Source organism: Nostoc sp. (genome assembly GCF_036917635.1).
GTDB lineage: Bacteria > Cyanobacteriota > Cyanobacteriia > Cyanobacteriales > Nostocaceae > Nostoc.
Genome location: NZ_JBALCW010000117.1, coordinates 12,685 through 35,259, shown reverse-complemented (window position 1 = coordinate 35,259; position 22,575 = coordinate 12,685). Strand labels below are relative to the sequence as shown.

Here is a 22,575-nt window from a genome sequence, read left to right as displayed (position 1 = left end):
CTATAGCCGATATATCCAGATTATCTGCGGTTTCCATCTGAATATAAGTGGATGTGGCGACATCCTCAAACAATAGTTGCGGATTTTCATCGAAACCGAGCAAATCATCTGGCTGTACTTGAAGTGATGCTAAATCTGAAGTTTCCCCAAAACTGTTATCTAAAGAATTTTCTATAGCCGATATATCCAGATTATCTGCGGTTTCCATCTGAATATAAGTGGATGTGGCGACATCCTCAAACAATAGTTGCGGATTTTCATCGAAATAGCCAAATAAATCATCTGGCTGTACTTGAAGTGATGCTAAATCTAAAGTTTCCCCAAAACTGTTATCTAGAGAATTTTCTATAGCCGATATATTCGCAGTATTATCTGTGGAGTCTGTAGCGACATCATCAAACAATAGTTGTGGATTTTCATCGAAATAGCCGAATAAATCATCTGACTGTGCTTGAAGTGATGCTAAATCTGAAGTTTCTCCAAAACTGTTATCTAGAGAATTTTCTATAGTCGATATATCCACAGTATTTTCTGTGGTTTCCATCTGAATATAGGTGGATGTAGCTATATCCTCAAACAGCAGTTGCGGATTTTCATCGAAAGGGTTGAATGAATCAAGTTCCAGATCAACAGCAGATATCTCTGGGGGCTGATTAGTAAATTCTGGAGCAAAATCTAAAGCTTCTGGTTGTTGCGATCGCTTGATAATTTCTTCCCCTAAATGCTGCGCCAACAAAGGCGTTTCCGGCGGGGAAGGCTGTATGCGATCGCTGATTGCAGGGGAAATAGTTGAGTTACTCGCTGCTAACTCATCAAAGAAATCATCTTCAGAATCTGATGATATCAAATCTAGCTCCTCTTGCTGCTGAAAATTGATATCAAAATCTTCTTCTATGTCAAAACTGGTTATAGGAGAAGGTATTAGCTGCTGACTATCGCTAAAAATGTCATTAGTCGCAGCAAATAAACTCTCCTCTAACGCCCTCTCCACATTTTGCTCAATTAAGGAATCGAATTCATACTGTTCCTCTGTGGTTTCCTGGTTCCAGAAGTTGCTCAGATCATTTTCTGATTCAGAAAACTCAGGTGCTGTTGCTGGAGATGTATCAAATAAATCACTGAGTTCTGGTTCACTTGTAGACAGTAGTGACTGTTCTTCCATTTCAGCAAATAGGTTATCTAAAGACAAACCTGTTTCCTGGGGTAATTCTATGTAGTCACTAGGGGTAATTTCTTCTACCCAATTGGCATTTCTAGTATCTAAGAATAAGTTATCAAAAGTGTTTTGTTGCTTGGTAGATGGTTCCCCAAAGGCGTTCGCCTCTGTTTCTGGTTGAGTTACTTCGCCTGTAGGGAAAAATTCTATATCATCATCATCTAGAGCCAGTGTCAATAAATCTTCAACTACATGGTTTTTGTTGACATCATCAGGCAGGTTTGGATCGCTAGAAATATCAATAAATTCTTGTAAATCCTGGGAAGAAGAGTCTAAATTTAGATCAAGTACGTTAATATCGCTTAACTCTAAAGTCGTAGCAGATGTTTGTTGATTTTGCGGTTCTGAGTTCTCTTTTTCTAGGAAATTTTCGCCAAATAACAGGGATAAATCTTCTGTCGTGGCTGCGATTGTTGGGTGCTGCTTGTTGATTGTGCCTTCATCAAAGGAGAGAAAATCGGATAAATCGCTATGAGCATCCTTAGCGTCAGTGCTGCTAAAATCAATCCCAAAATCATCTGTAGCAACAATATCTAAGGTTTCTTCTTGATGCCAGCTTTCATCTAGTTCGGGAGTTTCACCGTCAAATAAATCGGCAAGGGTATTTAACTCAGCTATTCCTACCTCTGGCCCATTGAGGTCAAGATTACTACTGATTGGATGTACTTCGTCATGTGTGGTGAAACTAAGACTAGTGTGAGTAGCAGCGTTTAGTGGTGTCCCTTGTTGAACATAGGGGCGATCGCCCTTAACGTTGGCGTAGCCGGACGCTGGCGGACTCGTTGGCGCAGCTTCTGGTAGAGAAGAGGCTGCGCGATCGCTAGTATCCTCGTCTAGATTAAGTTCTTCAGTTGTTTGGACTAGGTTAGTTATGACTAACGGCTCAGTGTTAACCGATACAATTGGCTCTGAGGCAGTTGATGATTTTGTTAAAGGTGCAGACTGTTCGTTAAACAAATCTGTGCTAAATTCTAATAACTCAATTTCTGCAAAGTTCAAAAGCGCTTCTAGTTGGTGACTAATTGCAATTTCGGCTTCTCTACCTTGCAGGACTAATTCTTGAGCTTGCTTGATTTCGGTAATGACAATTTTAGCTAACGTCAGATAGGTATTTTCAGGATTACCGATGGCACTGGCTGCTGCTTGACACAAGCCACACCACTTGGACAAGTTCCAAGTTAACCCAAGTCTGACTAACTGGTAACAGCATTCCTGAAGGTTTTGTCGATTTGAGGGTGTTGTTGTTTGCTTAAACAGTTGCAACATTTCCCGCAGTCTTTGCAGCACCTGGGCTTGAAATTCGCCCCAATTATTATTTTCTTTGGCGGTTACTGGCGTTAGCGCAGCGTTGTTTCGCACCTCTTGGGGTGCTACCGACAACGATATTTCTGGAGATTCCTGATTGGTGTCTTCTGCCAAACTGGGAATATCTCGCCGCAGGAAAAGTTCTGTAAGTGTGGAGACATTCTCTAGAGAGGTTGTTTGTAGTTCTGTTGTGCTAGCTACTCTATTTTTTCCTTGTTCTACAAGTAGTTCCAGATGCTGATACAGCCATTGGAAGACCGGCTCCGTTTCTGACATCAAAGTATTAGCTGCATCTTCCGAAAGACCATAAGGGCCGCTCAAATGCTCTAATAGGGCTTTCAGGGTATCAGATACACCGAGAAATAAAGACTCTAACTTTTGGTCAATCTGAACCGGATTATCTTTGAGAATTTTAAAACAATCTTCTAGACGGTGAGAGGTATGCTGGATGCTAGTCAATCCAAGCATCGCCGCTCCTCCTTTGATGGAGTGAGCCGCCCGGAAGACTTCACTGATCATTTCCGGGTCGTTCAGGGTACCCTCTAAATTCAGCAAGCCCTGCTCAATGGTATTCAGGTGATCCCTGGCTTCTTCGATAAAGTAACCCAAAATCCGCTGTTGTTGTTCCGGCAGCATAGCAAAAGTTATGAGTTATAAGTTATGAGTTATGAGTTATGAATCATGAGTTATGAGTTATGAGATGTGAGTTGTGATTTTTATTTCTAACTCCTCACTCCTAACTCCTAACTTTTTTCCCAGTTATGAGTTATGAGATGTGAGTTGTGATTTTTATTTCTAACTCCTCACTCCTAACTCGTAACTTTGTTACCTGGTTTCTGTAGTTTCCACTCGGAAACGTTCAACGGAGGCGATCAAGTCACGGGATACACCTACTAAATGTTGTAGGGCACCTGAAACTCGCTGTGCTTCCTGGGAAGTTTCTTGGGCGGTAAGTTCTACTGATTGCATTACGTGAGCGACGGCGCGGGAGGTTTCAGTTTGTTCTACAGTGTCGCTGGTAATCGAGCGTACAAGAATATCGATGCGATTCGCCACTTGAATAATATTTTCGAGCGATCGCTTGGCTTCTTCTGCCAATTTTGTCCCTTTAATTACTTGTTGTGTGCCTTCTTCCATCGCGGTCATTACAGAGCCTGTTTCGCTTTGGATTTGCATCACAATTTGTTCAATTTCCTTCAAGGATTTAGCAGATTTGTCTGCTAACTGGCGCACTTCGTCTGCTACGATCGCAAACCCGCGTCCAGCTTCTCCTGCCCTTGCCGCCTCAATACTAGCATTGAGTGCCAGTAAGTTTGTTCTGGAAGCAATTTGAGAAATCAACGCCACAATTTTAGAAATTTCTTGAGAAGATTCCGCTAACCGTTTCACTTTTCGAGTGGTTTCGGCAACGGTTTCTCGAATTTCTAAAATCCCCGCCACAGTATTTTCTACTGCTTCGCCACCTTTGAGAGCGATCGTGCTAGCATCACGAGCAACGGTTTCAGCTTCCCGCGCCGCCTCTGCTACCCGTTGAATCGAGTCTGTCATTACCTGTACAGAATTTAGCGTCACTGCCAATTCTTCTGCTTGGCGCAAAGCATCACTAGATAAGGCTCTAGCAAAAGTTTCAGAGTTGGTTGCACCTTTTGTTACATCCTTCGCCGCCACTTTTACCTGTTGTACAATATCCCGCAAGTTTTGAATTGTCAGGTTAAAAGCGTCAGCTACCGCTCCCAATACGTCGGCTGTAACTTCAGCTTGGACTGTTAAATCACCTCTAGCAGCTCCTTCCACATCATCCAAGAGGCGAATTACCTGGCGTTGCAGGTTTTCTTTGGCTTCCTCTTGTTCATCGGCTTTCCGTTGGGCTTCACTTGTAGTCGTGAAAATTACCCGCGCCATTTCATTAAAGCCAGTAGCTAAATGTCCCAATTCATCTTCGGAAAATACTGTGGCTTGAGCATTCAAATTTCCTTGACGTACAGCCTCAAACTGAGCTTGGAGATCGTTCGTTGTGCGCCGAATTTGTTTGAGTGCAAGATTCCCCATAACGCCTGCGGTAGCAAAACCTGCAATCCCAGCTGCAAGTGACATTGCCCAACCTGTGTTTCGTACTGATTCTCGTTGTTGGGCTGGCGAGAATGTGGTAGCGACAAAGCTAACTGTGGCTACAACCAGCGCCGAAACAATGCCCACACTTCCAGCAATTAACCATTGTTTCCTTTCTATGGAGGCATTTTCTAATGGTGCTAACCATCCTTGCTCAACGCTGACGCTGGGTTCTAGTTTTGAGACATCTGTTTGGCTAAAGACTGGAACTCCTTCATGGGAACCAGTCATGGTGAATAATTCCTCTTCGCGATCGGCTGCACTACTTGCAGAAGCCTCCACGACTGGAGAGCGTCCACTCCCACTGGTGATTTCTGATGGAGCAGAATGCATTGCTCCCTCGCCGAAGTGAGAATCTCCTTCGAGCAGGTCAAATCCTGGAATATTACCTAAATCATCAAATTCTTCAAAGTCATCTAAAAATTCTATATTGCTTTTAGAATTTTCTCCATTCAGTATATTGTTTGAGTCTTCATAAGGGCTTAACCCCTCTGAGCCAAAGGCAGACTCAAATGCTTCCATATCAAAATTATCATCGTCATCAAAGCTATTTTTACCGATAACTTCGCCTGATTTAAGCTCCTTTTCTTTTTTAGGTAGATTGCTGCTAAAAGATGAAGCCTCATCAGATAAATCTGGCACAAAGGCTTCTTCTGCTGCAAAACTTTTTGACTTCAACCAATCGGGTGCTTTGGTTTCCGGCAAATCATATTGAATATTGTTATTTTTTGAGGCACTCTTTTTAACTTCTTGAACAAGAATTAAAGTTTCGTCTCCTAAAGTAGAGTTTGTATATTCTAAGTTGCCAAAATTAGGCTCTGGAGAATTTGGCTCACTCAACAAATCAGGTAAATTATTCTCGTGATTCCCAGTTTTGGAATTAGAATATGAAGAGTTATTATTGTCAATAGCTGAATTTCCGTAATCAGAATTTATCCTAGTATCTGAAAAATGAGTATTTTCTAATGATTCTTCGTGACTTTCTTCTGATACATCTTCCTGCCAAAAAGTAGGCAACTCTAATTCTGTTTTTTGATCAAAATTGCTGCTATTTAACTCTTTTTCGTGTAATTCTTCATTGAATGCAAAAGGATCGTCACCAAAAGCTGTAGAAGAATCTGATATTTTTCTTGTTCCAAGAGTATCTTCTGTTGCTATATCAAATGGGCTTTTGGAAGATAGTTCTTCACCGTCATTTACAGTTTCTTGATGCTCTCCAAAAAAGTTCAAATCAAGGTTATTGCTGTCAAACTCCTCAGTAGATCCTAAATGTTCTAATTCTTGTTCGTTATATGCCAGTGCATCAGACATCTCTGGGGAATTGATTTGCTCTTGACTATCTGATGTATCAATCTCCCCACCGAATGATTGTAAATATTGATTGATATTCTCAATTCCATTATTGGCAAAACCAATAATTTCTTGATCGTCAGTCAAGTGTAATACCTGTTGATATTCTTCTTTGGCGACATCATACTGCTGTAAAACATAGTAGATGTGACCCCTTAACAAATGGGAATTAGGGTCATTTGGTAAATTTTGCACCACTTGGTCAACTAAAGTGGCGGCAACCTCATAATTCCTTTGAACATAGGCGGTCATCGCCTGTTGATATGTTGGCTCGTAATTATCAATACTTGCTGCCATTTCCTCCTCCAATTTCATCCTGCCCACCTAGCACTCCGTAAAATTGCCATTTGATCGAGCAGTCGCAGACACTGATTGTTTTTAGCATCTAATAACCACTCTCCACGTAAAAAAGGAGCCATAGTATCTGGAACACTAGTTGGTGGCATGAGATTCTGGACATCCAACCAGTCCATGCCACCAATTTCCTCTACTGCTAAACCCACTATTGTGTCTTGCTCTTCAACAGCAATCACCGGAATTTCAGCTCTATCCGTGTTTAATGCACTTGTTTCCCCAAGAAATTGACCCAAATCAGCCACCCAAATAACTCGACCTCGTAAATTTAGAGTACCCAAAAGTAAAGGAGAAGCATTAGGAATCGGGGTGATTCTATCAGGACTTAGTTCAATTACCTCCCGAATGCCAGTTGCTTGTAGTGCAAACTCCTGATGCGAGGGAATGTAAAACCTCAAATGTAACTCACCTTCAGGACTTTCTACTTGTAATTCTGGTCGGAAATGGTCTTGACCACTGCCACTTAAAAAGTCCGGTTTGCTGACCATATTGTTTTTGTCCTTATCCTCGCAGCAGTTGTTTGACTGTTCCTACCAACTCGGTTGGTTGAAATGGTTTGGCTATGTAGGCGTCTGCACCCTGCTTCATGCCCCAATAGCGATCAAATTCTTCGCCTTTGGAAGAACACATAACCACAGGGACATTTTGGGTTTTTGGATCGGATTTTAAGCGCCGACAAACTTCGTAGCCGTTCATTCGAGGCATGACAATATCCAATACCACTAAATCGGGAGGTGCTACTTGAATTGCCTCCAATGCTTCTAATCCATCACTGGCATGAGTTACTGTTAGGCCAGTTGCTTTCAGGAGGTCTGTAATCATCTCCCTTTGCGCGATACTGTCTTCCACAATCAGAACTGTGCTCATAAGTGTCTATTTACCCCCTGATGTAGACGTTCCTATTTGGAACATTCTTTGATTCCCCCGCAAGTATTAACTGTATAAATTAATTGTATGTTCTCACTATTTTCCTGGATATTGACGTTTCACTAAGTTGGCTGACTCTGTGATAACATCTTTTAACTGATCTTTTAATAGATCAACAAATCTTCTATGTGTTTATATGCCCATGCCCCTCAATTTGGGATAGCGAATCATTGAGCGTCTTTTAGATTTTAGATTTTTCAATCCAAAATCCAAAATCCAGATTCTAAAATTATTCTGCCCAATTCTGAATGCCTTAGTTTCATTGGTTGTTGATATATTTTTCTACGAGCATAAGTAACTCAGTGTCTGTAAATGGTTTTGTTAAATAATCTGTTGCCCCGACCATACTAGCTTTGACTCGATCAATAAATCCATCTTTACCAGTGAGCATGATAATCGGTGTGACCCGAAATGCTCTTGAATGTCGCAGCATAGAGCAAACTTCGTACCCCTCCAATTCCAACATAGCAATGTCGCATAGAATTAAATCCGGTTTGAGTTGAAAAACCAGACTCAGTGCCTCTAAGGGATTGGTGAGAGCGATCGCTTCATAACCTTGTGCTTGTAAGATGGAATTTATAGTCTCACCGATGGCGATCGCATCGTCAATACATACTATTCGCCCCCTGTGTTTTCTCTTCAATTCCTCGTTATCAGTGTGGGCATCTGGTTTAGTATTGTCTGGATATACTAGTTGTAGCCAACTCTGTTGCACATAAGGATATATTGCCTTAGCAACTGTCAAAATGTCTCGGTTAAGATAGCGAGCTAGTTGACGCAAGGATGTTTTACCATCAGCCCAATGTTGTAGCTTACTTACGGTTGCTTCTGGTAGCGAGGATTGTAAATGAACTTTGTCAGATAGCACTGGCAATTGTTCTGGAGACTGAATATGGGGATACAGCTGCTTCCACTCTTGCACCTGCTTGGTAATTTTTGTAACAAATGGCGCAATCTCGAAGGTGTTTAATTGCGGGGCAAGTGCCGCATCCTGATGGAAAATAAAGTTCCCTTGGTGTAAACTTAGCAGGTCAAAGAGAGTTTCATGTACCAAGCCGTGAATAATACTACCAGCGATCTTGGGGTTGATAATATTCCGCTCCAAGAGCGCCCACAGATAGGCATACTCTGGCGCGTCGATTGATGGTAAAGAGGCTATTTGTTTGTCGCTAAGTCGCATCTCGACTCGATAATGAGGTAAATAATCGCTAATTCTGGATAAATTACTCTCACCTTCTTGGCAATAGATAATTTGACCATTGAGGAAAAAGACGAACCAAGAGTGTTGTTTGAGGCGATAAATGCTTGCTCCCTCTCCACCCAGTTTGTTGTTGTGGTGAGAGCTAGTAGCTCTTACCCATAGTTGTCCAGTTCGTTGTCCCAACTCAATCAATTGCAGGATACTGCAAATATCAATTTCATTTAAATTTCCCTGCATTTACCTAAAAAATACTCCTTGTAATGCCGTTAATATTATTTTTAAATGGGTTTGGCCTTAAATTGACACATACAACCAATGTTCCCTACAATCTGTTGCATCCAAAGGAGAATTGCTATAGATTCAGCTATAAAGTTTAATCTTTCGTAATCCACTTTGACAAAGCTAGTGTTAACACGGAAGTCATCATCACCGTCATCAGTACAAAATATAAAGGCGCGACCAACTCACTTTTATAAGTATCAAGACGTAATATCTCGCGTCTATAGTTTTGTCGGTCTTGTTCTCCTAAGCTTTGGTTCAGTGAGACAAGTTAACAGAATTATTTAAGGTATATCCCAAAACATAAACTTTAAGTGCATCAATAAAGGACTAACGGTGTGCTGTATTTAGCAGAATTACAAAAACAGAAAGGTGGTTTACTCAGTGGCGGTGGCAAAACTGAACTAAAACTATTAGCTTGTCAGCGAACTGACCAGAATTGGAGTCCTGTGTCAGAAGAAGTGATTGCGGCTGAGGACGCAAGCAAATTAAATGATGGTGCTTTGGTACTGGTTGAACTGAATCCAAATCGTCAAGTGCAACGGATTCAAGAAGCAGGGCGGCCACTAGTCAACATTTTGCAGAATTTTTCCCGCCAATTGGAGAAATTTAAGCTCAAGGAAGATGAAATTGATCAGTGGAAGCAATCGCTGACGTTTCAGGCGCAAGAGTTGAATCGCCGTGAGATGGACATGGAAGTACGCTCTGAACAGTTGCAACTATTGGAGGATGAATTGCAACAACTGGAGCAGCAAAAACAAGAAGTTGACACATCCCGCCAGGAAATTGAACGGTTACAAACAGAAGTTGAGCGCAACCGCCTAGAATTGGAAGGCGCTTGGGAGCATTTGCGGGGTGAGCAGCGTCGCTTGGAGGAACGTCTTACGGATTTCCAACAGGGGACGGTTTTAGATGAGGAGCAAGGTCGGGTAATGAGTGAGTTACTCGATCGGTTGTCTAGTCGTGTGGCTCCCACGGAAACAGTCAGAGAACACCTGCATCTGGCTTTGGAATTGGTCCAAAAGCAGCAAGCGACTCTTACCCCGCACTGGCAAAAACTGGAGGAGCAAAAAAGTGCGATCGCACAACAGCAAGAAGAAGTCGAGCGTTTGTCACAAACCTTTAGCGATCGCCAAAATGCACTGCAACAAGCACAAAATTCTCTAGTCCAGCACACAGCCCAATTGCAGATAAACACGGCAGACTTTAACAGCAAGCAAGAGTATGCTCGGATAATCAAAGAGCAGCTACGAAACGCCGAGGAGTTATATCAACAGATTCACTCTTTGTCCGCAACGTCTGGTGTAGTTCTCGGACAGCAAGCTGATGTGGAAGCTTTAGAGAAAATGCCTTTAGAAGAACTGCAAAAGATAGTCCAAGATTTGCAGTATAAGTTAGAAATAGATGCTAGCTTTGTTCACGATCAAGAACAAGAATTGAAATATAAACAAGAAGCTATAGAAGAACTCCAAACTAAATTAAATCACGCATCTGACCAAGACCATATCAATTTGGAACTGGAATTAACAGATGAAAAAGATATGTATCAGATGCTAAACTCCAGCTTAGTGGGACAACGCCGCAATATGTTACAGCATCAAAAGTTTCTCAAGCAACACCAAGCTGTATTGCTGCGGCGACAAGGACATACTGTTGTTGATGAAAAAGAGGGTAATAAAGTTAATTTAGAACCGATTCTGTTACAAATTGAAACCCAGCGACAACAATATTCACAGGAAGTTCAAAAGCTGGAACGTGAAATTGATCGGATTGGTTCTGGTATTGAGCTAAATCAGGGAATGATTGACAATCAAACTCACGATTTGGATGAAAAGCGCCAAGAACTCAAAGCGGTGGAGGAAAATTTGCTATCTCTACGAAGAACAACTGCTGAATGCTGTGGTCGGGTGAATCTTTATCAAGAAGCACTACAACCAATTCAGGATTCTTTAGATGGATTACGGCAAAAGCTGCTCTTAATTGGAGAATCTTTGGATCAATTCGAGGAAACTGGTGATTATCAAATCCAAGCGATCGCTCAGTTGCGTCACACTCTCCAAAGTTTGATATCTCAGCCACAATTGTTAGCGTCTTAACAAGTGCTGAGTGCTAAAGGTGGCGGCTTATCCATAAGTATAAGCTGTTGATATTAAACTACAAATACTTAACGCCTGCTCCAATACAGGCCTTAACCCAAAAGGGTAAGTAAGTACAGTATTTCATAAATATGTGACGAAGTGAGCTACTTACTGCTAAGGTTTGGCAAGGCTCGATAACGGTACAAACTTTTGAAATTTTGTACTAAGAAAATAGGAAAAATTTATTTTAGCCCTTGTTAGTAACTAGTTTTTGTCGTCTCAATTTCCGTTTCAGTACGTAGGCTCCACCTAAACTACTGAAAGCTAACATATGTAACCCTGTATAAGATGGTTCAGGAATAGTAACAAATTTAGCATACAGACTTGCTCGATCACTTTTACCTTCAAAAACGCGCAATTGACTAAAAGTTGTTGCACCACCATCCTTACTAAATCCAACTATTTCAAGTCTTGTAAGAGTTCCATCTAAATTAAATGTTGGGCTGGGAAATCTATTTGGCAAAAAGATAGAATCAGCATCTAGATCAAGAACACCTGTATTAAGTGTAGTACTAAGTTTAACTTTAGACGTAAAATTCTGATCGAGTAGACTGGGAATAGTTACACTTATTAAAGTATTAAGCGATACAGAATCAATGAGAGTACCTGTTAATGTGATTCCATTGAAGTAAGTTAAATCTCCTAGTTTAACTAAAGAGTCGTTACTGGTAGAAAATGAATTCCCACTAAATGAAAGCTCATTTGAACCAGTTCCAAAACCGTTAGGAGCGCCCCATTGGAATACATTACCAAAACCTGAGAATACAGCGTTAGGGTTCTCCGCCCCTGCTTCGGGATTTATCCAAGTCCCACTAGAAGAACCAGCAATAGTTATAGCTTGTGCTTGATAAGACCAACTAACTGCTGTTACAGTAACCACAATAGTAGATAGGACGTTGCTAACAGATAAATTTAGTTGAAACACCTGATCACCTCAGTATTTTTTTGGAATTACATAATACCGGGTGTATGATATAGTTAACAATAAAAATTGTCAACTAATTAAATATAATGTTAGTAGTCATGAAATATACTAACAATCAAAATATATAATTGGTATTGGCACTCAAAATTATTTGAGATAGATCCAATCGCCTTCTACTTGAGCGATCGCACCACCAGGAAATGGAGCCGTTTGCGATCGCTCAGTTGCTTCATACTCTCCAAAGTTTAATGCCTCAGCCAGAATTACTAGTGAAGTGATAGCCAAAGCGTTATCAAAAAACCGAGAGGAAGTAACTAACTTTCTATTTGTCTCTATTAGGGTGTGGGTGCAGAAATTGGATGTTTTCTTGCGTAGTAAACAACGACTTTCAACTGTTTTTCATCAGGAACATAAAATACTCTGTCCGCTTTTGTTACCTCATATTCCCATGCCCCTTTATAGGGTTTGCCCTTCAAAGGGAAAACACGCCCAGGCTGTCTGGTGGTTGGTGCAGTACATAAATCCTCATAACAACGACGTGTGTTTTCTGGATGGCGCTGCATTAAAGCTTCCCAGTCCCGATTCACTCGACGATTTTTAGCTACTACCAACCAAGTGCTTTCTATCTCAGATAATGCTGGAGCCGTCAGTTTAACTTCTGGCGGCTCCACATTCTCTACTATTGCATTTTCTGGGGGATTGTCTGACATACTCTCTCACACGGCACAAGAAGCAGATGGTTTGGCTAATGGTACTTCATCAGTTTCCGCATTAAAAGCTGCTAACAGTTCAGGGCTGGCGATCGCAATGGCGCTTTCGTGCCATTCATGGATGAGCGCGTCAATCATCTCCCATGCTGTAGGAGAAGAATCTATCAACCGAAAAGCCTCACTTAGCTCGTTGATAAAGTCTTGCAGATCATCTTTTTCAAATACACTCAGCCATCCATAAGGATGTTCCAAGCCGATTTCCTGACCAAGTAACAAAGAAAAAGCGACGGTTAATGCTTCAAACACAGCTTTACTCTGTGTTGCTGCCTTCACGAGAAAAGTTACTTCCTCCCGGCGCAACAAAGCAAAAGATTGATCGTTGCGAGTAATTGTTACTGGATGTTCTAAAGCTTTGTCCAGAACTCGCCCAGGCTGACGATTCAACTCAGTGGCTGTAATTAGCTCATCTGAGTAGATATTGCCGAAAGTCCCAATAGACATAGGATATACGTTTTCAGTCAACGCCGATTCAATCAAATCAATGAGTTTACACGTATAATTATACGTAATATTCATCAGGGGTGAATAATGATTAAAGCTCTGGGCGCTGGAACTCCCTTCACAAAAAAATGTTATATTTTTAAATCCTCATATTAAGAAAAATCGGGATAATATTTTCTGGACAATCAAGAGTCTTTATTTTGTCGAACGAGCCTTGCATTCCCTCATATCGCTTTTAGTCTAAACTCCAGTAACTATTTCAAGCAGATCCAGTCGCCTTCTACTTGAGCGATCGCACCACCAGGAAATGGATCGGTTTGCGATCGGTTCGGCGCTATAATTAAAGCTGTTAATTTTTCGATGTGTTCAAAACTGGGCGCATCAGTCAATATTTGCTGCAATACCTGACGCATCACCCGACGTTGCAACGCCAGTGGTGCTTTCTGCAATACTCGCCGATTTAACCGTAAGGCAATAAGAGGAGCAAGGGAATCTTCATCATCCCCAACGCCCAATAAAATCGCCCCATCCCGCAACTCCTGGGCGGCTTTTTCGAGATATTCCACTTCTGCTTGAAGAAGTTCTGCTGTTTGGGCTAAGGCTGATTCTACTTGGGGATTGAAATTTTGCCGTAAATATGGTATTAGCTCTTGGCGAATACGGTTACGGGCATATTGCAAATCTTGATTAGTGGAATCTTCCCAAATTGGCAATTTAAATTCTTGACAAAATTGCTCTGTTTGTGAGCGAGTAATTTCTAACAGTGGACGCACTAGCATAATGCCTGTATTTAGAGGGCGTTGCCAAGTCAGGGCTTGCAGTCCATCAGCACCAGTACCGCGAATTAAGTTGTAGAGGAGAGTTTCGGCGCGATCGCTTGCGGTGTGTCCTGTAACGATATATTGATAATTATTTGCTTGTGCGATCGCACTTAAAGCTTGATAGCGCCAATCGCGTGCAGCAGCTTCACTATTTATAGGAGCGATCGCTGTTTCTAAATAAAAGGATGTACCCCAAGTTTTAGCTAAATTTTCGACGTGATCAGCATTAGCTTCGGAGTCAGAACGCCAACGATGATCGCAGTGAGCAATACCTAAATCCCATCCCAATTTGGATTGTAAATCTAAAAGTAATTTTATTAAACACAAAGAATCCTGTCCGCCGGAGACAGCGATTAATAGACGCTGGTTGCGTTCAAATAAATGGCGCGATCGGATTGTGCGATGGATTTTTGCGTGTAGAGGAGTCCATACCATTTTTATAACTTCTCATAGTTTTTGGATTTGACTTGCAGCTACAACTTGTTTAACAGTTAACGCTAGTTCCGGGAAAGTGGTAGAGAGAATGCGTTCATTGCCGGTAAACTTTTGGACTTGGTAGTAGACCTCAACCAACTGGTAAAAAATCGTGGGTAGTTTGGGATTACCGAGATAAGCGCGACTAGCGATCGCCAGGACTAGGTGCACCAATGGTTCGCTACTATTATTGGCATTGTGGGTGGTACTGTGGCTTTAGCTGAACAAATCCGCAAATGGTATCAAGAATGGCATAAATCTCATCGAGGAAAACAGTTTGATGTGGTAATTCTTGACCCTGATAGTGGAAACAGGATTTTACAACAATTCAGCACATCCTATTTTATTTGCAAACATCGAAAGACTCAGATCCCCAATTCCTTATTAGATAAATCGGGGATCTTTTGCTCATTGGATATTAATTTTCCACTTGTTTAAGTCTTTGAAAAATTTCATCAAGTGGTGATTCAGAATCCTCTGGACAAAATTCTAAAGCAAGTCTAACTTTTCCTTTTTTCCATCCCTGAGTACTGAATTGCAAAACTTCACAATTTAATCCTTGGGTATACAAATTTACTTCATCTGTTTCTTCGGCTCCAATATATTCTTTAATTGCTGTAATTAAATCACGAACTTTAAAAGTTTTAGCAATATTTAACTTATTAAAAGTGTCTGGTTCTATAGACACAACTTCATCATGGTTTAGTATCTCGAATCCATCTTCCATAAAAATCTCCTGTCAATAAATCTATATTTTCCAGGGATATAACAGTTCATCCGAAATAAAATGATGATTTTATAGATTGAGTGCTGCTCAAATAAAAATTTAGTAATAATTTGATGTCCGGTAAAATTAGCCTATAATTCTCGCGTTCCCCCTCCCCAACCCTCCCCGATGCCTTTGGGAGGGTACGCGGGATGGGTGGGGTAGTTTTATTTAAACGGTTCTTAAAAGAACCAACCGTAAGAATGCAAACCTTTACCCAAAAGATTCACACCGAGATAGCAAACCCAAACCACAACAAAGCCGGTGGCGGCTAAAATTGCTGGACTACGCCCTTGCCAACCGCGAGTGATTCGGGCGTGGAGATAGGCGGCGAACACTAACCAGGTAATTAATGCCCAAGTTTCTTTGGGGTCCCAACTCCAGTAGGAGCCCCAGGCTTCGTTAGCCCAAACGCCACCGGCAATAATACCAATTGTCAGCAGGGGAAATCCTAGCCCAATGATGCGATAGCTGATGTTATCGAGAGTTTCAGCAAGGCTAAGGCGCTGGGGTGAAAGAGGTTCGGAATTTTGGATTTCGGATTTTGGATTTTGGATTGGGGTTGTTGTAACTAAACCCATAACAGCTGTATTACCGTTGCCGTTGCTAGTTGTTTCAAAACGAGCAAAGCCGTTATTTTCGGCAGAAGGGGCTGACGGTTGAGAAATTAGTTCAGATGCTTTGTTTAAGCGGTAGCCGTTGCTGCGATAGCCACCAGTACCGACTGAACTACCTTGTAATTGGATGTTTTGACCGCGAGTCACAATTAAAAAAGCGATCGCTAATAACGCACCCACCATTAAAGCAGAATAACTCAACATCATGACGCTGACATGCATCATCAGCCAATTTGACTTCAAGGCAGGTACTAAGGGTTCTGACACTTGCATTTGGGATGGTAGTGTCAGGGTAGCAAAAGCAGCGATCAACATTGCCACCGGAGCTGTAACAACTCCTACTAAGCGGCTACGGCTACTACTTTCAGCAATCAGATGGACGGTGGTAATTCCCCAAGTTAAGAAAAACAAGGATTCATAGAGATTACTTAAGGGAAAGTAACCAGCTTCGATCCATCGCGCCCCTAGTAGAGTCGCCATGCACAAATTAGCGATCGCCATCCCAGCTGTCCCCAAAGCGGCTAGATAAGGCAGATTCGGAAAAGCCGCTCCTCCCCAGTACACCAGCATTGTTAGGAATAATATGGCAAAGGAGGCATTGTCCAGCCAGTTCTGGAGTACAACCAAATTCATAAAGTCTTCTCTCCGTGGATAATTTAAAATATCGATTCTAACTGTTCTGATCCTATATGCTTAGGGGGGAATGGGACAGGGGAAAGTTGCGAGTTATGAGTTAATTAATTTTTAATACCATTTTCTTTTAAGGTTACTACAGATGATATTGCTCTGATACCAATTCTGTATGAAGATGCGCTAAACCATATTTAACTACAAGAAAGAAAAACGAACCGCAAAGTCCGCAAAGAACACAAAGAAAGAAGAAGTTAAAAGGCTTTGGCGCAGCCTCACAAATAAATGGTATGAGGTAAAGACACACCAGATGCGAAGATTATTGTATGGCAAGATTTTTGATAATTAGTACAACTCCTCACTCCTCACTCCTTCCTCACTCCTAACTCCTCACTCCTAACTCCTAACTCCTAACTCCTCACTCCTCACTCCTCACTCCTCACTCCTCACTCCTAACTCCTCACTCCCCTATCTAACAGAATTGCTCTTATCTCTTATTACTTTCTGGATTAGGCAAGGGAGTCGTATTCCTAAGTTTTTTGAGTGCTATAAAAATGTCGTAGATGTTACTGCGACTGTCGCTGACGGCGGATGTGATCCCAATTGAGCGCGTTGCATCAAGTAAAGTTTGTTGATTGGGAATTAGAGTTGGTAAAGGGAAATTTTTCACAGTTCGTTCCACATCTATGAAAAATTGACCATTTGTCGGATTTGGTTCTGTAGGAACTGTTTGTTGGAAGGGGATCGTGCTTGCTAGTGTGTTGTTGGGTTTGGGAAGAATTTTATCAGTAACGGGAGCGCCCACTACTAGAAAGGCGACATCTCCATCTAACCAACCGTGGGTGGCAGTTAAGGTACCATAGGGTGAAACCCAGTTAACAACGGGTTGTCCGGCGACTTTCGCCGGTTCAACTTGGAACTGGTATTGATTTCTCATCACGTCATCCAGTTGTTTTATTGATGTTTCAGCCGATTGGCGTAGGCTTTGCCCGCCATAGGCATCGCTTGTCTGTACCATAAACACTAAACCCGCACGAAAATCGTTTGGCGAACCTTCTTTTGGAGTAGTAGGAATTACTGATAAGGAAAACTCGCCTTTCATCCAACTAAGCAAATCCTTATCTAAATCGAGAGTGGTAAGAGATTTTATACCACCTCTAAGTTGTTCTGGTGCGATCGGTGAGAGGGGATTTCGCTGAGATGTTAAAACATAATCTCCCCACAACCTCTGTAAGTTTCCCCCCGAAAGCATCATTAAGGTTTCTGCTGGTACGCGGCTTTGCATTTGCCCAGCTTTGTTTTCTACCGCCAGCACCCGTTGACTATTAGGGTTTAACCAAGAAACGCCCTTGAAGCGGATTCCTTCTGCCTCTAAGATCATTGTCCCGGCTAACCCTTGGTTATTTTGCAGTTGAGCCAAAACTTGAGCTGGTATTGGGCGATTTGGAGAAGCTGCGGCTATTTTAGCTGCTGTTGGCACATTTATGTAAAACTGACCAAAGCTTTGGTAGTTGGCAATTTTTGGCAAATTCTCAGCAAAACCCCCTGTTGTGGCTAGAGATGTTTGATTTTTGTAAGCATCGATCGCTCGTTCTGTGGCTTTAGGATTATCAGTTATAACTAAAAAACGCTTATCTAGTAATGCTGCTGAAAAGTTTTCTCCTGCTTGTCCCTCACTTTGTTTAATGGCGATACCTTGATAAATACGGTCAATCCATTTGCCTTGTTTAAGGGTTTTGGGTTGTGCCAAAATGTTTTTGACGATTTCTGGGTTTTTCACTGGTAATACCATTACCATCGACTGCTGATCGCTTGCAGCATCTTCATTGGTGGTAACTGGTTTGGGTGCAGCTTTACTTGCTATTGCTGGGGCAAGAATTGCGATTGTAACCTCATTCCCTACCCAAGGAGCGATATCTTTCTGGAAGTCGTAACCATTCTTAGTGAGAAAGCGATCGCGCAATTCTACTAAATTTCTGTCCAATTCTGCTTGAGTTTCTTTTGTGCCAAACTCCCGCAATTTCTGCCACTGCTGGGGATCTGTTGTCATAGAAACCGCAAACAGGGCATCACTAGGAATAATATTTGCACCTACTAGCAAATCGCTAGAAGATAGTTGTCTCTGGCTTAACAACCAGTATGCTACACTTCCCGCACCAATCAATAGCCCAGCAGTTGAGAGCGTCAGCACCAGAGACGGTTTCTTATTTTTCTTCATCGGAACAGACACAAGAGGCGGTGCCATTGAAACCTATACCTTATACTCGCAAACTTATTACTTGCTTGATTAGTCAAGTACACCAACAGGTTTAACCATTCTTTAGAACAGCTAATTGTATTAAATTTTTCCACACTAGATGTTGATGATACTTCGGTAATCAACCTTCCCTACTCTTTCAAAAGCTGTGTTTTTAGTTCAGTTACCATTTTTAACACGCTTTCTTGAATTTCGTAGGACGTTTCCCTGAGATTAATTCTTTTATCGGAAAGTTTTCGCAAGTAAATCTATTATTTTAAGCAATTTTAGAATATAAGTAACTGGACAAAACTGCAACTCAATTTTAACACTTGGCTTTGCTTGGTTGCGATACGCGATCGCCACCGGAAAGGGCGGGTATGCCATCGCGCCACACGAGCAGTGCAGTATTTTTTTTGACAATGTGGTATAACTTTGCGATACCGTCAGGCCGATCATTTACCTATACTTGCAACTCAAATCCAGGTAATATATCTTCTCCAGAAACAATTGCTGGCATTTGTATAACTTCTACAGCTTTCAAAAGTCGGTAAATTTCAACTCTTGCATCTTGAGGATTAATCAGCCAACCCAACCGCAGACCATTTTTAATGTATTCCTGGATTTTCTCTTGAATCGGTGCAAGGCGATCTGTCTCCGATCGCAGTTCAATCAAAAAGTCGGGTACAAGTGGCGGAAATTTTTTTCGTTGTTCTGGTGTTAAAGCTTCCCACCGCTCCAATTTTACCCAAGCAGCATCAGGAGAACGTTTTGCACCGTTGGGAAGTATAAAGATAGTTGAAGAACTAAAAACTTTCCCTAATTTAGCTTGACGATTCCAAATTTCTAAATCAGCGATCAGTCCAGCTTCTTGATTTCCGCTTTCTCCTCCTACTGGTGGCATAATTATTAATTCTCCGGCTGCATTCATTTCCAGGCTTAAATCACCATTGGCAATACACAATTGATAAAATTGCTCATCCGTTAAATGAGCAATTGGTTCTAGATTTAGCACAACAGTATTCATTCAACTTTTCCTCGTGTCTTTGTTGCTAACATCAGTAGGAAATTCTTGCTTGTTGGAAAATTTATTGAGGTGTAATTTGCAACCCTTCAAATAAGGAATCTTCTAAACTAGATGACTCTATTTTAGAGAGGATGCGATCGCACAACAACCCCAAACCATCACCGAAAACTCATTAGTTTAACGGTACTACTACCAGATTTGATAATCTCATTGTTGCAAAACAAAATTTACGTACTCCGGTACGCTTGGCTTAACGCAAAGCGTACCGGAGGCTCAATTACGAATTATTTTAATTCCATAGCTCCCAAATATTTAGTTAAATAAGGCGAAAAAACTTCATAAATTAACGTTAATGGCTGTCCATGATGCCAAAACAAGTAATGGCGACCCCAAAAAGGCCCAGTTACATCAAAACCAGACTCTAGCGCCGATGAGTCACCATAGTAAATTCCTCGAACATCCCGATACAACTCTGTGCGGAGACGAGCTAAACTTGCCCAAATTGGTAATGAACGATTTTGCAAATACTCATCTACGTGACTAGCTTCCCACCACGAGGTAGCATAGGCTAATCGCTGTCCAGAAGCAGTCCGCAGCCACACTTGTCGCCGTAGTCGCGGCCCTGGGACAGCTTGGATTAAGTCAGGTGCAGCATCCAAGTCTATGCCAATCAATGACATATCAATGACATCTACTTCTACAGGCTTACCTGTAAGCAATTCTAAGTGACGTGTTGGAGAGCCGTCACCCAAAAGCATTAGCTGCCAAGCCGGTGCTAGCTGAGAATGAGGTAAACTTTTTTGAATTACTTCCTCTCCTCCTTGCCAAATCGGAGTGAGGCGATGCCAAGCTGCTGGCTGTGTTAAGTTGTTTGTCGGCGTAAAAGTAATACTCAATGCTTTTTACAAAACTTCACATATCTCTATAAAAGCATAAAAAACCTTAGCTCTACCAAGATTTAAGGGTCAACAGTCTAAGGTATATTGACCCTTGACTATTGACCCTTGATTAATCAACAAAATATGCGGATGGCGAGACTCGAACTCGCAAGGGCATTGCCCACACGCACCTCAAGCGTGCGCGTATACCAATTCCGCCACATCCGCAGGGAATCTCTAAATATAAACTATAGCATAAGAAACTAATTATAGTAAGGTGATATCTAAAGTTATATTCCTCAAAAATATAAATTTCCTCAAGGCTGTATCAGACTGACAGAAATCTAGCGTCTGCACAAGTGATATTAAAAAGGGTAGAGCGACTTTGGGAGATGTGGTGCGATCGCGTACCGCCTTGTCTACGACTGCCTATTGGGCGGCGCAAAAGCCCAGTTTAGTAAGCTAGGCAAGACTTACAGCAGCAATGTTGTTAGTCTGGTAAGACCTGTAGAGGCAGCAAACTCGCATATTGCAGGTTTGCTTAGAATCAGGGTGGCGAATCTCCTGTGATAATTTGAAATAATGCGATCGCCTCGTTTCAAATTGGATAGCGAGAAAATGTCAATCTACTGGTAATGATATCGAAACTAAAAAATGAAGTTTGACAAAATATTAATTGCCAATCGGGGAGAAATCGCCCTTCGCATTCTCCGCGCCTGTGAAGAAATGGGAATTGCAACAGTCGCGGTTCATTCCACTGTTGACCGGAATGCTCTCCACGTCCAGCTTGCTGATGAAGCGGTTTGCATTGGCGAACCTGCTAGCAGTAAAAGTTATTTGAATATTCCCAATATTATTGCTGCCGCATTGACCCGCAATGCGACTGCTATTCACCCAGGTTATGGCTTTCTGGCAGAAAATGCCCGGTTTGCCGAAATCTGTGCTGACCATCATATTGCTTTTATCGGCCCAACTCCAGAAGCTATAAAGCTGATGGGGGATAAATCCACTGCCAAAGAAACCATGCAAAAAGCTGGAGTCCCGACAGTACCAGGTACTGAGGGGTTGGTAGAATCCGAGGAAGAAGGATTAAAATTCGCCAAGCAAATCGGCTATCCAGTCATGATCAAAGCTACAGCCGGTGGTGGCGGACGGGGTATGCGCCTGGTGCGTTCTGAAGATGAATTTGTCAAACTTTTCTTAGCAGCCCAAGGGGAAGCAGGAGCAGCTTTTGGGAATTCTGGCGTTTACATCGAAAAATTTATTGAACGTCCCCGCCACATCGAATTTCAAATTTTGGCGGATAACTACGGTAATGTCATCCACTTAGGCGAACGGGATTGCTCAATTCAGCGCCGCAATCAAAAGCTACTAGAAGAAGCACCAAGTCCGGCTCTTGACCAAGACCTGCGTGAGAAAATGGGACAAGCTGCTGTCAAAGCTGCCCAATTCATCAATTACAGTGGGGCGGGTACTATCGAGTTTCTCTTGGATAGATCCGGTAAATTCTACTTTATGGAAATGAACACCCGGATTCAAGTAGAACATCCTGTAACAGAGATGATTACTGGAATAGATTTAGTTGCCGAACAAATTCGGATTGCCCAAGGGGAAAGACTTAAACTTACGCAAGAGCAAGTAGTATTACGAGGTCATTCAATTGAGTGCCGGATCAACGCTGAAGACCCAGATCATGACTTTCGCCCTTCTCCTGGACGGATTAGTGGCTATCTACCCCCTGGAGGTCCTGGTGTTCGCATTGATTCCCACGTTTACACAGATTACCAAATCCCGCCTTACTACGATTCTTTGATTGGGAAGTTAATTGTTTGGGCCCCAGACCGACCCACTGCTATTAACCGCATGAAACGCGCACTCCGAGAATGTGCCATCACCGGACTACCCACCACCATTGGGTTTCATCAAAGAATTATGGAAACTCCACAATTTTTGCAGGGTAATGTCTATACAAATTTTGTGCAGGAGATGAACGGCTAGGGAGTGGGGAGTGGGGAGTGGGGAGGCAGGGGAGGCAGGGGAGGCAGGGGAGGCAGGGGAGGCAGGGGAGGGAGTTTTGAATGCTGAGTGGGGAATCTCACTTTTTTACTCAG

At 42.1% G+C, this 22,575-nt stretch carries 19 protein-coding genes and 1 tRNA gene; 3 read left to right on the top strand and 17 right to left on the bottom strand.

The window, feature by feature from the left end; all coding sequences use genetic code 11:
• The 5 genes from V7K32_RS28370 to V7K32_RS28350 all read right to left on the bottom strand — a co-directional run.
• A partial coding sequence (locus tag V7K32_RS28370; protein WP_334998231.1) for an Hpt domain-containing protein occupies positions 1-3,157 on the bottom strand: 3,157 nt, incomplete at its 3' end.
• Between the two features lie 189 nt (positions 3,158-3,346).
• The gene (locus tag V7K32_RS28365; RefSeq protein ID WP_442938820.1) at positions 3,347-6,295 is read right to left on the bottom strand and encodes a methyl-accepting chemotaxis protein; all 2,949 of its coding nucleotides are present in this window, start codon (positions 6,293-6,295) and stop codon (positions 3,347-3,349) included.
• Positions 6,292-6,822: a chemotaxis protein CheW gene (locus tag V7K32_RS28360; RefSeq protein WP_334998229.1), complete on the bottom strand. Its 531-nt coding sequence runs from the start codon at positions 6,820-6,822 to the stop codon at positions 6,292-6,294. The genes V7K32_RS28365 and V7K32_RS28360 overlap by 4 nt, the downstream gene beginning before the upstream one ends.
• Before the next feature lie 13 nt (positions 6,823-6,835).
• Positions 6,836-7,201, bottom strand: a complete 366-nt coding sequence (locus V7K32_RS28355) for a response regulator transcription factor (protein WP_012412195.1) — start codon at positions 7,199-7,201, stop codon at positions 6,836-6,838.
• Between the two features lie 319 nt (positions 7,202-7,520).
• Positions 7,521-8,699, bottom strand: a complete 1,179-nt coding sequence (locus tag V7K32_RS28350) for a response regulator (protein ID WP_334998227.1) — start codon at positions 8,697-8,699, stop codon at positions 7,521-7,523.
• A 380-nt stretch (positions 8,700-9,079) separates the two neighbouring features.
• On the opposite strand from V7K32_RS28350, the gene hmpF reads away from it, so the two are divergent.
• The gene (gene hmpF / locus V7K32_RS28345; RefSeq protein ID WP_334998225.1) at positions 9,080-10,837 is read left to right on the top strand and encodes a pilus motility taxis protein HmpF; all 1,758 of its coding nucleotides are present in this window, start codon (positions 9,080-9,082) and stop codon (positions 10,835-10,837) included.
• A gap of 229 nt (positions 10,838-11,066) precedes the next feature.
• Here hmpF and V7K32_RS28340 read toward each other — a convergent pair whose 3' ends face one another.
• From V7K32_RS28340 to V7K32_RS28315, 6 genes are all read right to left on the bottom strand, one after another.
• Positions 11,067-11,804 (bottom strand): choice-of-anchor K domain-containing protein, encoded by a 738-nt coding sequence (locus V7K32_RS28340; protein ID WP_334998223.1) that lies wholly within the window; start codon positions 11,802-11,804, stop codon positions 11,067-11,069.
• 147 nt (positions 11,805-11,951) lie between these two features.
• Positions 11,952-12,089: a hypothetical protein gene (locus tag V7K32_RS28335; protein WP_334998221.1), complete on the bottom strand. Its 138-nt coding sequence runs from the start codon at positions 12,087-12,089 to the stop codon at positions 11,952-11,954.
• Between the two features lie 50 nt (positions 12,090-12,139).
• The gene (locus V7K32_RS28330) at positions 12,140-12,514 is read right to left on the bottom strand and encodes a hypothetical protein (protein ID WP_334998218.1); all 375 of its coding nucleotides are present in this window, start codon (positions 12,512-12,514) and stop codon (positions 12,140-12,142) included.
• Between the two features lie 6 nt (positions 12,515-12,520).
• A complete protein-coding gene (locus V7K32_RS28325; protein WP_334998216.1) occupies positions 12,521-13,015 on the bottom strand; it encodes a hypothetical protein in 495 nt (164 codons plus the stop codon).
• Between the two features lie 254 nt (positions 13,016-13,269).
• The gene (gene tilS / locus V7K32_RS28320) at positions 13,270-14,271 is read right to left on the bottom strand and encodes a tRNA lysidine(34) synthetase TilS (protein ID WP_334998214.1); all 1,002 of its coding nucleotides are present in this window, start codon (positions 14,269-14,271) and stop codon (positions 13,270-13,272) included.
• Between the two features lie 12 nt (positions 14,272-14,283).
• Positions 14,284-14,481 (bottom strand): hypothetical protein, encoded by a 198-nt coding sequence (locus V7K32_RS28315; RefSeq protein ID WP_334998212.1) that lies wholly within the window; start codon positions 14,479-14,481, stop codon positions 14,284-14,286.
• Here V7K32_RS28315 and V7K32_RS28310 point away from each other — a divergent pair.
• The gene (locus V7K32_RS28310) at positions 14,476-14,748 is read left to right on the top strand and encodes a hypothetical protein (protein WP_334998210.1); all 273 of its coding nucleotides are present in this window, start codon (positions 14,476-14,478) and stop codon (positions 14,746-14,748) included. The two genes, V7K32_RS28315 and V7K32_RS28310, sit on opposite strands and share 6 nt — an antisense overlap.
• Here V7K32_RS28310 and V7K32_RS28305 read toward each other — a convergent pair.
• The 6 genes from V7K32_RS28305 to V7K32_RS28280 all read right to left on the bottom strand — a co-directional run bounded on the left by V7K32_RS28305 (position 14,729) and on the right by V7K32_RS28280 (position 20,692).
• Positions 14,729-15,037 carry a KGK domain-containing protein gene (locus tag V7K32_RS28305; RefSeq protein ID WP_334998208.1) on the bottom strand — a complete coding sequence of 103 codons (309 nt, stop codon included), beginning with the start codon at positions 15,035-15,037 and terminating at the stop codon, positions 14,729-14,731. The genes V7K32_RS28310 and V7K32_RS28305 overlap by 20 nt on opposite strands.
• A gap of 221 nt (positions 15,038-15,258) precedes the next feature.
• Positions 15,259-16,326, bottom strand: coding sequence for a c-type cytochrome biogenesis protein CcsB (ccsB, locus tag V7K32_RS28300; protein WP_334998206.1), 1,068 nt, complete (start codon positions 16,324-16,326; stop codon positions 15,259-15,261).
• A gap of 484 nt (positions 16,327-16,810) precedes the next feature.
• A complete protein-coding gene (locus V7K32_RS28295) occupies positions 16,811-18,568 on the bottom strand; it encodes a DUF3352 domain-containing protein (RefSeq protein ID WP_334998204.1) in 1,758 nt (585 codons plus the stop codon).
• Positions 18,569-19,022: 454 nt separating this feature from the next.
• A complete protein-coding gene (locus V7K32_RS28290; RefSeq protein WP_334998202.1) occupies positions 19,023-19,586 on the bottom strand; it encodes a Uma2 family endonuclease in 564 nt (187 codons plus the stop codon).
• Positions 19,587-19,870: 284 nt separating this feature from the next.
• Positions 19,871-20,482, bottom strand: coding sequence for a chorismate lyase (locus tag V7K32_RS28285; protein WP_334998200.1), 612 nt, complete (start codon positions 20,480-20,482; stop codon positions 19,871-19,873).
• A gap of 127 nt (positions 20,483-20,609) precedes the next feature.
• Positions 20,610-20,692, bottom strand: a tRNA-Leu gene (locus tag V7K32_RS28280).
• 426 nt (positions 20,693-21,118) lie between these two features.
• Here V7K32_RS28280 and accC point away from each other — a divergent pair.
• The gene (gene accC / locus V7K32_RS28275; RefSeq protein WP_334998197.1) at positions 21,119-22,462 is read left to right on the top strand and encodes an acetyl-CoA carboxylase biotin carboxylase subunit; all 1,344 of its coding nucleotides are present in this window, start codon (positions 21,119-21,121) and stop codon (positions 22,460-22,462) included.
• Positions 22,463-22,575 lie beyond the last annotated feature (113 nt).

Coding starts and splice junctions, on each gene's coding strand:
- V7K32_RS28305 (WP_334998208.1), bottom strand. CDS start 15,037: ATGGAAGATGGATTCGAGATACTAAACCATGATGAAGTTGTGTCTATA.
- V7K32_RS28295 (WP_334998204.1), bottom strand. CDS start 18,568: ATGGCACCGCCTCTTGTGTCTGTTCCGATGAAGAAAAATAAGAAACCG.
- tilS (WP_334998214.1), bottom strand. CDS start 14,271: ATGGTATGGACTCCTCTACACGCAAAAATCCATCGCACAATCCGATCG.
- V7K32_RS28355 (WP_012412195.1), bottom strand. CDS start 7,201: ATGAGCACAGTTCTGATTGTGGAAGACAGTATCGCGCAAAGGGAGATG.
- V7K32_RS28325 (WP_334998216.1), bottom strand. CDS start 13,015: ATGTCTATTGGGACTTTCGGCAATATCTACTCAGATGAGCTAATTACA.
- V7K32_RS28360 (WP_334998229.1), bottom strand. CDS start 6,822: ATGGTCAGCAAACCGGACTTTTTAAGTGGCAGTGGTCAAGACCATTTC.
- accC (WP_334998197.1), top strand. CDS start 21,119: ATGAAGTTTGACAAAATATTAATTGCCAATCGGGGAGAAATCGCCCTT.
- V7K32_RS28290 (WP_334998202.1), bottom strand. CDS start 19,586: ATGAATACTGTTGTGCTAAATCTAGAACCAATTGCTCATTTAACGGAT.
- V7K32_RS28350 (WP_334998227.1), bottom strand. CDS start 8,699: ATGCAGGGAAATTTAAATGAAATTGATATTTGCAGTATCCTGCAATTG.
- V7K32_RS28365 (WP_442938820.1), bottom strand. CDS start 6,295: ATGAAATTGGAGGAGGAAATGGCAGCAAGTATTGATAATTACGAGCCA.
- V7K32_RS28330 (WP_334998218.1), bottom strand. CDS start 12,514: ATGTCAGACAATCCCCCAGAAAATGCAATAGTAGAGAATGTGGAGCCG.
- ccsB (WP_334998206.1), bottom strand. CDS start 16,326: ATGAATTTGGTTGTACTCCAGAACTGGCTGGACAATGCCTCCTTTGCC.